The organism is Microbacterium sp. KSW4-4 (genome assembly GCF_023091185.1).
In the GTDB taxonomy this organism is placed as follows: Bacteria; Actinomycetota; Actinomycetes; order Actinomycetales; family Microbacteriaceae; genus Microbacterium; species Microbacterium paraoxydans.
In genome coordinates this window covers 923,534-937,954 of the sequence record NZ_JAHWXJ010000002.1, presented here as the reverse complement: position 1 = coordinate 937,954, position 14,421 = coordinate 923,534, and the positions used below count along the sequence as shown (strand labels likewise).

The window sequence follows — 14,421 nt, the reverse complement described above, 5'->3', positions numbered from 1 at the left end:
GTTAGTAGACCTTACGAACAGGAATTGTGCAACTGTCCCGCGCGATTCCGCGGGCAGGGTTACCGAAACGTGACATCAAGCCGACCGCGGATCCTCGACAGCCGCCCGGCTGAGCAGGCGCTCGACGAGGCCGGCGACGATCCCCTCCCTGGTCTCCACCGTCATCGGCTTGCCGGGAACCCCTGGTCGCCGCTGCTCGGGCGACGGACCGTCCAGCGGACGATACCGCACCCCCGCGGCGGCGAGGCGTCGCAGATGCGTGGGCAGCCGCCGTGCGAAATCGGCGAACGGTGCGGGCTCTCCCCCATCCCAGAGACGCTCCGCGATCGCGGCGAGGCGCGGGAACATCGCGAAGTCGACCCGGTCCCTGCTCGGCAGGTGCTCCGTCCAGACGTTCGCCTGCCCGCCGACCGCGCCCTCGACGACCTCGAAGGAGTACGCGCGCTCGATGGTCAGCGGGGGCCCGACGCGGATGGGCTCCTCGGGCGATTCGGACTGCGGGTAGTCGAGGTAGACCTCGAGATCCGGACATCCCACGACCGGGATCCCCCGCCGCAGCGCCTCGCGCATGGCGACCGGCCCGCGCCAGGCGAGGATGCGGACGCCCTCGGGGACGTCGCCCTCCAGCACCTCGTCCCAGGCCAGCGCGGTGCGCCCGCGGCGGCGGACGTGGTCCACGAAGTGCGCCGTGAACCACGGCTGCACGTCGTGCGCCGTGGCGAGCCCCAGCTCTCGCATGCGTGCCGCGGCGGCTGCACTCTCCGCCCACTCGGTCACCGGCACCTCGTCGCCGCCGATCCCGATCCATGCGGACGGGAACACGTCGCACAGCGCGTCGATGGCGGCACGACCGAAGGCCAGCGCCTCCGCGGTCGGCGCGAGGGTGCGGGCGTTCACGCCGAATCGCTCCCACGGCCCGGTGGGGGGCGTCCCGACGTCGAGGTTGCCCAGCTCCGGGTAGGCGGCGAGCGCGGCCTGGATGTGCCCTGGCAGCTCGACCTCGGGCACGAGCGTCACGAAGCGCTCCTCCGCGTACCGCACGAGGTCGCGGAGCTCGGCGGAGGTGTAGAAGCCCTCGTGCGCGCCGGGCTCGACCGTGGCCTCCGGTCCGTGACCGCGTTGCGTGGCCTCGCGCCGTGCGCCGACCTCGGTCAGACGCGGGTAGCCGGGCACCTCGAAGCGCCATCCCTGATCGTCCGTCAGGTGCAGGTGCAGGATGCTGAGGTGGTGATCGGCGAGCAGGTCGACGAGGCGACGCACGTCCTCCACGGGGCGGAAGTGGCGCGCCACGTCGAGCATCACTCCGCGCCAGGCCGAGGCGGGAGAGCCCTCCCAGCGCCCTGCCGGGATCGTCGCGGGGAGAGCGGGGTCGTGGTCCGGGTCGCGGAGCTGGCGGAGCGTGGTCGCGCCGCGGAAGACCCCCTCCGGCGTCGCCCCCGCGATCTCGATCCCGGAGGCCGTCACCGACACCCGGAAAGCCTCGGGCCCCTGCCGCCCCGCCGCGGAGGCCGCGGCACCCAGCTTCTCGTCGATCAGAAGGCGGATGGCGGGCAGGGTGTCGTCCCCTCCCGCGCCGCCGAGCCGTGCGACCGCGGCCGCCAGCTCCGGCGCGCCGAGGATCGGGGTCGAGGGCGTCCACCGGAAGCCCGGAGCCAGGGAGTCGATCTCCGCGGCGATGTGCGGCACCGTCGCCCGCGGCGCCGACGGAGGCATCCGCAGCGCACGGCCGGCGACGGCACCCGTGGGGTCGCCGTCGATGACGACCGGCACGCCGCCGACGAGCACCTCGCGCACGCCCTGCGGCGCACCGTGCGGGTCGTCGAAGGTGGCGCCGGCCGCGATCGTCTCCGGGTTGAACAGCACCAGGTCGGCGGTGGCGCCCTCGCGGATCACGCCGCGCGGTGCGTCGCCGCGGTCGAGGCCGAGCCGGGCAGCCGGGTTGCCGGAGAGATGACGGACGGCCTCCTCGAGGCTCAGCACCCCCAGCTCCCTGACGTAGTGCCCGAGGTAGCGCGGGAACGTGCCGCGGCCGCGCGGGTGCGGGCGCGCGCCGATGAGGATGCCGTCGCTGCCGCCGGCGTGCCGCGGGTGCCGCATGATGGCCCGGACGTTGTCCTCGTCGCCGATGTGCATGAGCACACCCGTGGCGCCCGCATCGGCGAGGATCGTGTCGATCACGACATCGACGGCGCGCTGCCCGGTCTCCGCCGCGATGTCGGCGATCGTCCGGCCGACGAGCCCGGCGAGATCCGGGTGGGCCGTCCCGGAGATCTGGATCGCCGACCAGTCCGCCGCCTCGCCGTGGAATCCGTCGCAGCCGATCTCCTCCAGCTCGACGCGGACCGCCTCGCGTCCCTCGGCGTCGAGGGCCCCCAGGACGCCGAGCAGGTCGCCGGTCGCCGCCAGCCTGCTCGGCAGCAGGGCGGAGAGGGTCGTGGCCCCCGGAAGGTAGGGGTAGGTGTCCAGGGTCACGTCGACACCGTCGGCCGTCGCCGCGTCGACGAGCGCCAGCAGCTCGGCGGCGCGCCCGCGGTTCGGGGCGAAGTTCATGGTCGCGTGGGTGAGATGGACGGGGCACCCGGTGCGGCGGCCGATCTCGATGGCCTCGCGATACGCGTCCAGCGCCGCCCGCCCGTAGCTGCGGGTGTGCGGCGCCCAGTAGCCGCCGCGCTCCGCCACCACCCGGCAGAGGGCTTCGAGCTCCGCGGTGTCGGCGTACATCCCCGGCGTGTAGGTCAGGCCGCTCGACATGCCGAAGGCTCCGGCATCCAGGGCCTGGCCGAGGATGTCGGCCATCGCCGCGATCTCGGCAGGGGTCGCCCGGCGGTCGTCGTGCCCGACCACCATCATCCGGAGGTTGCCCTGCGGCACCAGCACCGCGGCGTTCGCCACCGCGGCGACGTCTATCGCCTCCAGGAAGTCGTCCATCGACCGCCACGGGACCTCCGCCGGCCGCCCGTTCCAGCCCGCGATCTGGGCGGGGATGACGGCGGCGGTCGCCTCGTCCAGCGGCGCGTAGCCCAGGCCGTCCTGCCCGAGCACCTCTGTCGTGACCCCCTGCCGGATCTTGGCGTCGTGCGCGGCGCCCTGGAGCACCGCGAGGTCGCTGTGCGCGTGCATGTCGATGAAACCGGGCGCCAGGACGAGGCCGGACGCGTCGACCTCGACCGCGCCGTCCGGCAGCTCGAGCGTCGTCCCGTCGCCGTCGCGGACGACGGCGACGACCCTTGCCCCCTCCACCGCGACGTCCGCGACGAAGCGCGGCGCGCCGGTGCCGTCGACGACGGTCGCCCGCCGATAGACGCGCACCAGGCCGGCGGCGGCCTTCTCGGCGCTCAGAAGCATGTCGCCACCGCGTCGATCACCCGGGGGTCCTCGGCGTCGGGGTCGTCGATCACGGCGACGACGCGCCACTTGTCGAACGCGGTGCACGGATGCGAGAGACCCAGCCGCACGACCTCGCCCACCGCGACGGTCGCCCCCTCGGCGGGTCGGAGGAAGGCGTGCTGGTCGTTCAGGGCGGTCACGGCGCCGGCGACCGACTGCGGCACCGGGAGGTCGATGTCGAACGGCACGTCCCGCCGCCCGGCGTCGAGCAGGGCGAGGCCGGGTTCGGGCTGGGAGACCACTCGCGACCACGCGTGCATCGCGGAACGCAGCGGGGCGGTGTCCGTGAGCGGGCCGAACGGCGACATGCGGGAGTAGAAGCCGTCGTCGTGGATCTGGAAGGCACCGGAGCGCAGCACGACCTCGGCGTCCGCTCCCGCGGCCGCGGCGCCGAGGACCGCGGCGGCGCGATCGGGGAAGGAGCTGCCGCCCGCGCTGAGCACGGGGCAGACGCCGTCGGGGTACTCCAGTCGGCGGTGCAGCTCGACGAGCGTGGCCAGGAAGCCGTCGACCGCGGCGACCGAGGCCGCGGAGCGATCGGGACCGAAGGGCCCCTCGTAGCCCGTCACCCCGGCCAGGCGGAGACCAGGGGCGGCCGCGATCGCCGCGGCGATGCGCTCGCCCTCGGCCACGGTCCGCGCCCCCGTCCGTCCCTGCGCGCCGCCCAGCTCCACGAGCACGTCCAGCGGCCGCGGGGCATCGGCGAGCGCGTCGGCGAGGATCGCGACACCGGCGAGGGAATCCGCGCCGCAAAGGATCCGCAGGTCCTCGTCGGCGGCGAGCATCGCTCCGAGCTCGCGGGCCGCGGCGCCATCCGTCACCCCGTTGGCGATGAGCACCGTCGGCACGCCGGCGTCGACGGCGACGCGGGCCTGCCACGGCGTCGCGACCGAGATCCCCCAGGCTCCGGCGTCGAGCAGCCGCTGCCAGAGCGCGGGCGCCATCGTGGTCTTGCCGTGCGGGGCGAGGCGGACGCCCTCGCGCATGGCCCAGCCGAACACCGTGTCCTCGTTGTGCGCGATCGCGTCCGCGTGCACCGTGAGCACCGGAGTACCGAGGTCCGAGAGACGCAGACCGGCCGCGCCGACCTCCGACAGACGCAGCCCCGCGGCGTGCGCCGGGAACCCCTTCGCCCAGGCGCCGAGGACGGGATCCGGAATTTGTAGAGGCATCTAACAAGGCTACTAGGCTGGCGGCATGACCGCGAAGACACGAGTTTCCACCGACGCAGCCCCCGCCCCCGCGCACACCTTCTCGCAGGGCGTCCGCAAGGGCCCGATCGTCCAGGTCTCCGGCCAGGGCCCCGTCGACCCGCAGACGAACGAGTACCTGTACCCGGGCGACGTCGCGGCGCAGACCACCCGCACGCTGGAGAACGTCAAGGCCATCGTGGAGGCTTCCGGGGCCACGTTCGACGATGTCGTGATGCTGCGCGTCTACCTCACCAAGCGCGAGGACTTCCCGATCATGAACGAGGCCTACGGCGCCTTCGTCGAGGCCCACACGACCAGCGGCGTCCTGCCCTCGCGCACCACGGTGTTCACCGGCCTCCCCCGCGAGGAGATGCTCGTCGAGATCGACGGGCTCGCCGTCGTCGACTGACCCACCCGCCCCGGGCGAACGGGGAGGCACCTTATCAGGACCGTTGCCTCCCCGTTACCAGCCATCCCGTACCATGGACGACAGGACACGTCGAGACTGCGGGGGGTGTAGTTCGTGACCGATCTGATTTCCACGCCGGGCGCTGCAACGGGGGCACAGCCCGACGATGCGACACCGACGAGCGTCCTGACGCCGGAGGCGGCGACCGACACGGCCCCGCCGCAGACCGGCGAGCAGCCCCTGGCCTGGGCTCCCGTCGAGCCCGCCCCGAAGAAGCGCCGCCTCGGCCTGTGGATCGGTCTCGGCCTCGGCGTGGTCGCGCTCGGCGCCGGCGCCGCCTCGATGATCCTCATCGCCCCCGGCACCACCGTCGCGGGCATCCCGGTCGGCTGGATGACTCCGGGCGCGGCTGCCGAGGCGATCAGCTCGCACCTCGCCCAGACCGAGGTCACCCTCACGGGCGATGGTGATGACGCCGTGCTCACCGGCGCCGACCTGGGCGCGACCGCCGACGCCACGGCCCTCGCCGATGCCGCGTTCGCCGCCCACCCGATGTGGAACCTCGGGTCCTGGATGGGTGACCCCGTGTCGGCCGACATCGTGCTCGACCAGGAGACCGCCACCGCAGCTCTCCGCGGCGCCGTCCCCGCCAGCTTCGTCGACCCGGTCGACGCCGGAGTCGTCTTCGATGCCGCGAAGGGCACCTATACCGTGACGCCCTCCGTTCCCGGCACCGGTATCGACGTGGCCGATCTCAACGCCGCGTTCGTCGAGGCCGTCGGCGACGGCCGCACGACGTTCGACTACCCCGGCGGACCGGCGGAGGCCCTGCCCGCGGTGTCCGACGAGGACGCGACGGCGACCGCCACCACGCTCAACACCATGCTCTCCTCCATCGGCTTCTACGTCGGGAAGGAACGGACCGTCCCGGTCTCCCCCGCGGTCGCCGCGTCCTGGCTGACGGTGGTCGACGACGAGGGTCAGCTGCGGATTGAGGCGGACCCGGCGGCGATCCAGACCACCGTCGACACGCTCGCCGCCGCGGTGGACCGCGCCCCTGTCAACGCGACCAACATCGTCGACTCCGCGGGGAACGTGCTGCGCGCCGAGAAGGAGGGCGCCACCGGACGCGCCCTCGGCGACACCGACGGCATCGCCGACGACTTCGCGACGCAGCTCGCCGCGGGAGACGGCGTCTTCGCCCTCTCCGTGACGGAGACCCCCTTCGAGACCACGAACCTGTTCCGCCGCGCCGAGATCAACCTCAGCACGCAGCGCGCCTACCTGTTCGAGAACGACAAGGTGGTGCAGTCCTGGGCCGTGTCGACCGGTCTCCCCGGAACGCCCACGCCGACAGGCAACTTCAAGGTGTTCGCACACACCGCGATGCAGGACATGGGCTGCTACGAGGGGGCGCCGTACTGCACCGAGGACGTGCCCTGGATCACGTGGTTCGCCCCGAACATCGGCTTCCACGGCACCTACTGGCACAACAACTTCGGCAACCGGATGAGCCACGGCTGCGTGAACCTGCCGATCGACCTCGCCAAGTACGTCTACGACTGGTCCCCCGTGGGCCTCGAGGTCTCCGTCTACAACTGATCCGGAACCCTGCACCGGGCGAAGCCGGCAGGGGAAGACAGCAGAAGGGGGCGGATGCCGCAGCATCCGCCCCCTTCTCGTCGTCTCAGCGCAGGGCGTCGACGATCTCGTTGAGCGTCGTGGACGGGCGCATGACCGCCTCGACGAGCTTCTCGTCCGGACGGTAGTAGCCGCCGATCTCCACCGGGGAGCCCTGCACCGCGTTGAGCTCGGAGACGATCGTCTCCTCGTTCGCGGCGAGCTTCTCGGCGATGGGCGCGAAGGCGGCGGCGAGCTCCGGGTCCTTCGTCTGCTTCGCCAGCTCCTGCGCCCAGTACAGGCCGAGGTAGAAGTGGCTGCCGCGGTTGTCGATCGTGCCGAGCGCACGGCCGGGCGAGCGGTCCTCCTCGAGGAACGTGCCGGTCGCGGCGTCGAGCGTCTCCGCGAGCACGCGGGCCTTCTCGTTACCCGTGCGGTCGGCGAAGTGCTCGAGGGAGGCCGCCAGCGCGAAGAACTCGCCCAGCGAGTCCCAGCGCAGGTAGTTCTCCTCGACCAGCTGCTGCACATGCTTCGGCGCGGAGCCGCCGGCCCCCGTCTCGAACAGTCCGCCGCCGGCGAGCAGCGGCACGATGGAGAGCATCTTGGCGCTCGTGCCGACCTCGAGGATCGGGAACAGGTCGGTGAGGTAGTCACGCAGCACGTTGCCGGTCACCGAGATGGTGTCCAGGCCGTGACGCATGCGGGCGAGCGTGTACCGCGTGGCCTCCTCCGGCGCGAGGATCGTGATCGTCAGACCCTTGGTGTCGAGCGTGGCGAGACCCTGGTGCACCTTCGCGATGATCTGCGCATCGTGCGAGCGGTTCGCGTCGAGCCAGAACACCGCGGGGGCACCCGTCGCGCGGGCACGGCCGACCGCGAGCTTGACCCAGTCCATGACCGGGATGTGCTTGGTCTGCGTCGCGCGCCAGATGTCGCCCTCGCCGACCTCGTGCTCGATAAGGACGGTGCCCTCACTGTCGAGCACCTGGACGATGCCGTCGGCGGCGATCTCGAACGTCTTGTCGTGGCTGCCGTACTCCTCGGCGGCCTGCGCCATGAGGCCCACGTTCGGCACGGTGCCGATCGTGGCGGGGTCGAGCGGGCCGTTCGCGATCACATCGTCGATCACGGCCTGGTAGACGCTCGCGTAGGACGAGTCGGGGATGACCGCGATGGTGTCGGCCTCCTCGCCGTCCTTGCCCCAGAGCTTCCCGCCGTTGCGGACGAGAGCGGGCATGGACGCGTCGACGATGACATCGCTCGGCACGTGCAGGTTGGTGATCCCCTTGTCGGAGTTCACGTACGACAGGCGCGGCCCCTCGGCGATGGCCTTGTCGAACGCCGCGGCGATCTCCTCGCCACCGGCGACGTCCGCCAGCCCCGCGAGGATCGAGCCGAGACCGTCGTTCGCGCTGAGTCCGGCCTCGGCGAGCTGCGTGCCGTACTGGTCGAAGACGTCCTTGAAGAATGCCTTCACGACGTGACCGAAGATGATCGGATCGCTGACCTTCATCATCGTGGCCTTGAGGTGCACCGAGTAGAGCACGTCGTCGGCCTTGGCCTCCGCGAGCGTGTCAGCGAGGAACGCGTCCAGCTCCTTGGCGGACAGGAACGTGGCGTCGATGATCTCGCGCGGGAGGACCTTGAGCCCCTCCTTGAGGACCGTGACGGTGCCGTCCTTCGCGGTGTGGCGGAAGGAGAGGACGTCGTCGTGCGCGGCGACCCAGGAGCGCTCGTTGTGCTTGAAGTCGTCGTGGCCCAGGGTCGCGACGCGGGTCTTCGAGCCCTCCGCGAACGGCTTGTTGCGGTGCGGGTGCTTCTTGGCGTAGTTCTTCACCGCCAGCGGCGCGCGGCGGTCGCTGTTGCCCTCGCGCAGGACGGGGTTCACGGCGGAGCCCTTGATGCGGTCGTAGCGGGCGCGGATGTCCTTCTCCTCCAGCGACGAGGGCTCGTCCGGGAAGTCGGGGACGTCGTAACCCTGCTGCTGCAGCTCCGCGATGGCGGCCTTGAGCTGCGGGATCGACGCGGAGATGTTCGGCAGCTTGATGATGTTCGCCTCGGGGAGCGTGGCGAGGCCGCCCAGCTCCGCCAGCGCGTCGCCGACCTGCTGCTCGGGGGTGAGCTTCTGCGGGAACGCGGCGAGGATGCGGCCGGCCAGAGAGATGTCCCGCGTCTCGAATTCGATACCCGCCTGGCCCGTGTAGGCCTGGATGATCGGCAGGAAGGAGGCGGTGGCCAGTGCCGGTGCCTCGTCGGTGTAGGTGTAGATGATGGCGTCGTCGGTCACCGGGACGTTCTCCGTTCACGAGGGCTATTTGTCTCGATACCAAGATACCTGAGCGTCCCGGACCCCGAAGCGGCGGTCCCACCGAAGAGACTCCCTCGGACGAACGGTCCGTGAAAAGTCCGCCCGAGTGATGAATGCGGTGAGCGGAGGGGCTAGCCTGGGGGCATGTCCGAACTGCGCATGGTCGAACTCTCCGCCGCGACGATCGTCGCCGTGAACAACCTGTCGCTCAAGCCCGGACAGGAGCAGTTCCTCGCCCCCGTCTCGTACGGCATCGCGGCCACCGTCATCAACCCGCAGACCTCCTGGCAGCGGGTGATCCTGGACCGCAACGAGGTCGTGGGATTCGTGAGCGCCAACTTCGATGACGAGGCGCCGGAGGAGCACTTCCGCTCCGTGCTGTGGCGCATCAACGTCGACGCGGACGACCAGGGTCGCGGCATCGGCCGCTTCGCCGTCGAGAACCTCATCGACGAAGCGCGCAACCGCGGCGTCGACCACGTCAACGTCATCTACGAAGCCGGCGAGGACGGCCCGGAGGCGTTCTTCCGCCGCGTCGGGTTCACCCCCGTCGGGGAGACGGCCTACGGCGAGGTCATCGCCGAGATCCGCGTCCCCTCCTGAGACCGGCGGCGGGGTCTCGAATCCCCTCCCCCATCGAGACTCCGTCGCCCTCGGACCTGCAGGGCGGCGTGCTCTCGATCCTCCTCAGCGCTGACCGCTGCCGTCCGGGGGCGTGCCCTTGCCCCGACGGCTGTTCCACGCGGCCAGCGCGGACGCGGCGGCACCCGCCGCCCGATCGATGGCCTCGGCGGAGCGGTGCAGCATGTCCTGCGCGGCGTCCTGCCAGGCCGGTGTGGGCGGCGCCTCCCCCGTCTGGACCTTCGCCGCGTGCTCGGCGGCCTCGAACGCCCGCTCCAGCTCCGCGACGGCGTCGCGGTAGGCCGCGTACTCGGCGGCGGTCACGCGGCCCGTCGTCTGCCGACGCGCCTCGACCGCCGCACCGGCGGCCCGCAGGTAGGCGGCCGTCTCCGGGCGCTTCACGTCAGTCATCTCGGGATAGGTGATCTGAAACGCGGTGTCGGTCTCGTACCGCATCCATCGCGCCGTCACCGCGTCGTGCTCCGCATACAGGCGCTCCAGCGGCCGCGGGGCGGAGCCGGCGGGGATCGCGGCGCGGGCGGCGTTCACCCTGACGCGTCGGGCGCGGACGTCGGCGGCCGCCGCTCTGGCGTCGCGTTCGCGCTCCTTGAGCATGCGCCGGGCGCCGGCCACCTGCTCGGCGCTCGCGCGTTGCGCGGCCCGCTCGGCGGAGACCCGCGCGAGGTCGGCTCGTGCCACCTTCAGCGCCGTCCGTCGCACCACCGCGCGCTGCTGGGCCTCGCGGAGGTCGTGCCGGGCGGCGTCGTACTCCAGTCGGCGGCCGCTGCGGGTGTTGCGACGACGCACCCCGATCGCGCCCGCGGTCACCCCGGCGGCGGCGGTCGGCGCGAGCCACCACCACTCCGCGACGAGGAGGAAGGGGTCCATCCTTCGATGCTACCGATCGCGGAGCACGCGCGCCCGGACGAGGAAGCCCCGGCATCCTGACGGATGCCGGGGCCGCTGTCGCGTCAGCGCGTCAGCGCGTCAGACGAGCGTCTCCTGCCAGGCCGCGTGCAGCTGGGCGAACTTCCCGGTGCCGCCGATCAGGGCGGCCGGGGTGTCGTCCTCGATGATCCGGCCGTGCTCCATCACGAGCACACGATCCGCGATCGCCACCGTCGACAGCCGGTGCGCGATGATGATCGCCGTCCGGTCGGCCAGCAGCGTCTGCAACGCGTCCTGGATCAGCCGCTCGGACGGGATGTCCAGCGAGGCCGTCGCCTCGTCGAGGATCAGCACCGCCGGGTCGGCGAGGAAGGCGCGGGCGAACGAGATGAGCTGTCGCTGCCCGGCCGAGACACGACCACCGCGCTTGTTCACGTCGGTGTCGTACCCGTCCGGCAGGGCCGAGATGAACGCGTCGGCGCCCACCGCCCGCGCCGCCTCGCGGATCTCGTCGAGCGTCGCGTCCGGGCGCCCGAGCGCGATGTTGTCGGCGACGGTCCCGCTGAACAGGTACGCCTCCTGCGTGACCATGACGATCGCACGACGGAGATCCTTCGGGTGCAGCGACCGCAGATCGACGCCGTCGAGCGTCACCGTCCCCGCGGACGGGTCGTAGAACCGCGAGATGAGCTTGGCCAGCGTGGACTTGCCCGCCCCCGTCGTCCCGACCAACGCGATCGTCTGCCCGGCGGGGATGTCGAGCGAGAAGTTCGGCAGGATCGTCTTGTCCTCGTTGTACGCGAAGGTGACCTCGTCGAAGCGGATGTGCCCCCGGGACTCCCAGAGGTCCACCGGCTTCTCGGGGTCCGGCACCGTCGGCACCTCCTCCAGGACGCCCGACACCTTCTCCAGCGCCGCGGTGGCGGACTGGTAGGAGTTGAGGAACATCGCGATCTCCTGCATCGGAGCGAAGAAGTTGCGCACGTAGAGCACGGCGGACAGCAGCACGCCGACCGTCAGCGCTCCTTCCGAGACCCGGATGCCGCCCCAGAGCACGACCACGCCGAGCACGAGCGCCGCGACGCCCATGAGCCCGGGCTCGAACGTGCCGAACAGCAGCATCGAGCGGCGGTTCACGTCGCGGTACTCGCCGGCCACGCCCTGGAAGGCCTCGTCGTTGCGCGGCTCCTTCCGGAATGCCTTGACCGCGCGGATACCCGTCATGGTCTCCACGAACTGCACGATCACCTTCGCGCTGATCACCCGGGACTCTCGGTACACGAGCTGCGAGCGCGAGTAGAACCAGCGCATGAGGAAGAACAGCGGCACGCCGCCGATCGCGAGGATCAGACCGGACTGCCAGTCCCACACGCACAGGGCGATGAAGGTGAAGACACCGAAGAGCACGCCGGAGACGAGCTCGTTCAGGCCGCCGTCGAGGAGCTCCTTGATGGAGTCCAGGTCGCTCGTCTGGCGCGAGATGATCCGCCCCGAGGTGTACGACTCGTGGAACTCCAGGCTCAGGCGCTGGGTGTGCAGGAAGATGCGCTTGCGCAGGTCGAGCAGGACGGCCTGGGTCAGCTTGGCCGCGATGATGACGTACCAGGCGATGAGCACGGCGGCGAGAGCACCCGCGAGCAGGTAGATCCCGCCGACGACGAACGTCGGCATCCAGTCGGCGTCGTCGAGCACCGCGGGGAGCGCCCGGTCGAGGCCGATGCTGATGAGGATCGGTCCGGCCACCTGCAGCGCCGTCGAGATCACGAGCACCGTGGCGGCGAGCACGATCTGCGGCTTGAGCGGGCGCACGAGCGAGCCGAGCAGCCGCAGCGAGCGGCGGCGGATCGCCCTGCTCTCCTCCGTGGTGAGGCGGGAGCGGTCCTCGTCCTGGGTTCCGGTGAGGGAGCTCATCGCTGCACCTCCTCTCCTGCGAATCGGGGGGCGCCTCCGGGCGCCTCGTCATCGGCCTCCTCGCGGATGCCTTCCTGCACGGTCTCGTGGATCTCGGCCTGCTCGTCGCGGATGATCGGGATGGCCCCGGTGCGGGCGGCCTCCTCGGCCTCCAGGCTGGAGATGACGTGCCGGTAGTGCCGACTCGTCTTCAACAGCTCGGTGTGCGTGCCGACGGCGGTGATCCGGCCGTCCTCCAGCAGCGCCACGCGGTCGGCGAGGGCCACGGTGGACGGACGGTGCGCGACGATCATCGCGGTGGTGTCGGCGAGCACGTGCCGCAGCGCCTCCTCCACGAGCGCCTCGGTGTCGACGTCCAGCGCCGACAGCGGATCGTCGAGGACGAGCACCCGGGGGTTGGCGGCCACGGCGCGGGCGAGGGCGAGCCGCTGGCGCTGTCCGCCGGACAGGCTCAGTCCCTCCTCGCCGATCACCGTCTCGACGCCCTCGGGGAGGGTGTCGACGAAGGCGGCCTGGGCGACGTCGAGCGCCTCGCGCAGGACGCGCTCGGCTTCGGGGCTGTGCACGTCGAGGTCGGCGCGGCCGAGCAGGACGTTCTCGCGGACCGAGGCCGAGAAGAGCGTCGCGTCCTCGAACGCCATCGCGATGTGCTCCCGCAGCTCGGCGAGCGTGAGGTCGCGCACGTCGACGCCGTCGAGCGTGACCCGCCCTCCCGTCACGTCGTACAGCCGCGTCGGCAGCGTCGTCAGCGTGGTCTTGCCACTGCCGGTGAGGCCCACGAGCGCCATGGTCTCGCCCGGCCGCAGCACGAGGTCGATCCCGTCGAGCAGGTCCCGCTCGTCGGCCGCCGCATCCTGGTAGCGGAAGTGCGCGTTCTCGAACGCGAGCTCGCCACGCGGGTTCTCGATGTGCACCGGGTTCTCCGGATCGGTGATGGTGTTCGTCTCCGAGAAGATGTCGAAGACGCGGTCCGTCGCCGTGCGCGCGTCGAGCATGAACGAGAAGAGGAAGCCGATCGACTCGATGGGCCAGCGCAGCACGACGGCCATCGCGAAGAAGGCGAACAGCTCCGCCGACGTGATCGCGTCCTGCGAGATGAGCCAGATGCCCGACATGAGGCTGAGGCCGAAGGCGATCTGCGGCATGAGGTCGAGCCAGAACCAGATCGAGGCGATGGCCCCGGCCTTGCTCATCTCGGTCTCGCGCAGCGTCTCGGCCTGACGGCTGAAGCGGCGGAGGGCGTGCGTGCCGCGGCCGAACGCCTTGAGCACGCGGATGCCGTGCACGCTCTCCTCGACGCTCGTGGCGAGGTCACCCGCCTGGTCCTGGCTGCGGCGGGTGAGGGCGCCGTAGCGCTTCTCGAACAGGTAGCCGCGGATCCACAGCGGGACCGCCGTCACGAGAAAGATCGTGCCCAGCAGCCAGTGCCAGCGGAACAGCAGCACCGAGCCGATGAGGATCGTCAGCACGTTCACGACCAGCAGCACGAGACCGAAGGCGAGCCACCGGCGGATCAGGCCGATGTCCTGCATCATGCGGCTGAGCAGCTGCCCGGACTGCCACCGGTCGTGGAACGCGACGGGAAGCGTCTGCAGGCGTGAGTAGAGCTCGGTGCGCATGCGGTACTCCACCTGCGTGGCGGGGAAGAGCACGAACTGCCGACGGAGCCACACCATGAGCGCCTCGCCGAGGCCGAGGGCGAACACGGCGAGCGCTCCCCAGACGATCGCGTCGAGCGCCCCAGACTGCACCGGCCCGCCGATGATCTGCTCGAGCACGATGGGGATCATCAGCGCGATGAGGGCCGCCGCGAGCGCGCTGGCGGCACCGCCGGCGAGACGCCAGATGACCGGCTTCACGAACGGCTTGAGCCGCCACAGCGCGGCGGGCGTGGAGAGGGAGGAGGAGGGGGACGGGTTCTGCGCGGAAGACGAGGAAGACATGTCTCTCAGAGGAGTCGAAGGGGAGAAGAGCGGGGGAACGGATGCGAGAGCGAGCTCACGGAGCCCGGCATCCGGTGCAGAAGGGGGGCGGAGGCTCTAGGAGAGCGGGCGCGCCGGGGTCGAGCCGAGGGTGGCGATCCG

The 14,421-nt window shown here is 71.4% G+C and carries 9 protein-coding genes; 3 read left to right on the top strand and 6 right to left on the bottom strand.

Annotation, left to right across the window (positions count from 1 at the left end; all coding sequences use genetic code 11):
* Positions 1 to 75 precede the first annotated feature (75 nt).
* Both KZC57_RS14075 and KZC57_RS14070 read right to left on the bottom strand, forming a co-directional pair.
* On the bottom strand, positions 76 to 3,345 hold the full coding sequence (locus tag KZC57_RS14075) for a family 20 glycosylhydrolase (RefSeq protein WP_247642006.1): 3,270 nt from the start codon (positions 3,343 to 3,345) through the stop codon (positions 76 to 78).
* On the bottom strand, positions 3,336 to 4,559 hold the full coding sequence (locus KZC57_RS14070) for an alanine racemase (RefSeq protein ID WP_247642005.1): 1,224 nt from the start codon (positions 4,557 to 4,559) through the stop codon (positions 3,336 to 3,338). Before KZC57_RS14070 ends, KZC57_RS14075 begins: the two co-directional genes overlap by 10 nt.
* A gap of 25 nt (positions 4,560 to 4,584) precedes the next feature.
* On the opposite strand from KZC57_RS14070, the gene KZC57_RS14065 reads away from it, so the two are divergent.
* A complete protein-coding gene (locus tag KZC57_RS14065; protein ID WP_025103791.1) occupies positions 4,585 to 4,989 on the top strand; it encodes a RidA family protein in 405 nt (134 codons plus the stop codon).
* 114 nt (positions 4,990 to 5,103) lie between these two features.
* Positions 5,104 to 6,591: a L,D-transpeptidase family protein gene (locus KZC57_RS14060; RefSeq protein WP_247642004.1), complete on the top strand. Its 1,488-nt coding sequence runs from the start codon at positions 5,104 to 5,106 to the stop codon at positions 6,589 to 6,591.
* A gap of 85 nt (positions 6,592 to 6,676) precedes the next feature.
* Here KZC57_RS14060 and KZC57_RS14055 read toward each other — a convergent pair whose 3' ends face one another.
* Positions 6,677 to 8,896 (bottom strand): NADP-dependent isocitrate dehydrogenase, encoded by a 2,220-nt coding sequence (locus KZC57_RS14055; RefSeq protein ID WP_060922842.1) that lies wholly within the window; start codon positions 8,894 to 8,896, stop codon positions 6,677 to 6,679.
* Positions 8,897 to 9,061: 165 nt separating this feature from the next.
* Between KZC57_RS14055 and KZC57_RS14050 the strand changes: the two genes are divergently transcribed.
* Positions 9,062 to 9,520, top strand: coding sequence for an N-acetyltransferase (locus tag KZC57_RS14050; protein ID WP_060922841.1), 459 nt, complete (start codon positions 9,062 to 9,064; stop codon positions 9,518 to 9,520).
* 84 nt (positions 9,521 to 9,604) lie between these two features.
* Here KZC57_RS14050 and KZC57_RS14045 read toward each other — a convergent pair whose 3' ends face one another.
* From KZC57_RS14045 to KZC57_RS14035, 3 genes are all read right to left on the bottom strand, one after another.
* Complete coding sequence (locus KZC57_RS14045) at positions 9,605 to 10,426, bottom strand: hypothetical protein (RefSeq protein ID WP_247642003.1); 822 nt, start codon at positions 10,424 to 10,426, stop codon at positions 9,605 to 9,607.
* A gap of 99 nt (positions 10,427 to 10,525) precedes the next feature.
* On the bottom strand, positions 10,526 to 12,337 hold the full coding sequence (locus KZC57_RS14040; protein ID WP_060923216.1) for an ABC transporter ATP-binding protein: 1,812 nt from the start codon (positions 12,335 to 12,337) through the stop codon (positions 10,526 to 10,528).
* Entirely contained in the window at positions 12,334 to 14,280 is a 1,947-nt protein-coding gene (locus KZC57_RS14035) for an ABC transporter ATP-binding protein (RefSeq protein WP_060923215.1), read from the bottom strand. The genes KZC57_RS14040 and KZC57_RS14035 overlap by 4 nt, the downstream gene beginning before the upstream one ends.
* Positions 14,281 to 14,421: the final 141 nt, after the last annotated feature.

Coding starts and splice junctions, on each gene's coding strand:
- KZC57_RS14075 (WP_247642006.1), bottom strand. CDS start 3,345: ATGCTTCTGAGCGCCGAGAAGGCCGCCGCCGGCCTGGTGCGCGTCTAT.
- KZC57_RS14070 (WP_247642005.1), bottom strand. CDS start 4,559: ATGCCTCTACAAATTCCGGATCCCGTCCTCGGCGCCTGGGCGAAGGGG.
- KZC57_RS14065 (WP_025103791.1), top strand. CDS start 4,585: ATGACCGCGAAGACACGAGTTTCCACCGACGCAGCCCCCGCCCCCGCG.
- KZC57_RS14050 (WP_060922841.1), top strand. CDS start 9,062: ATGTCCGAACTGCGCATGGTCGAACTCTCCGCCGCGACGATCGTCGCC.
- KZC57_RS14045 (WP_247642003.1), bottom strand. CDS start 10,426: ATGGACCCCTTCCTCCTCGTCGCGGAGTGGTGGTGGCTCGCGCCGACC.
- KZC57_RS14040 (WP_060923216.1), bottom strand. CDS start 12,337: ATGAGCTCCCTCACCGGAACCCAGGACGAGGACCGCTCCCGCCTCACC.
- KZC57_RS14035 (WP_060923215.1), bottom strand. CDS start 14,280: ATGTCTTCCTCGTCTTCCGCGCAGAACCCGTCCCCCTCCTCCTCCCTC.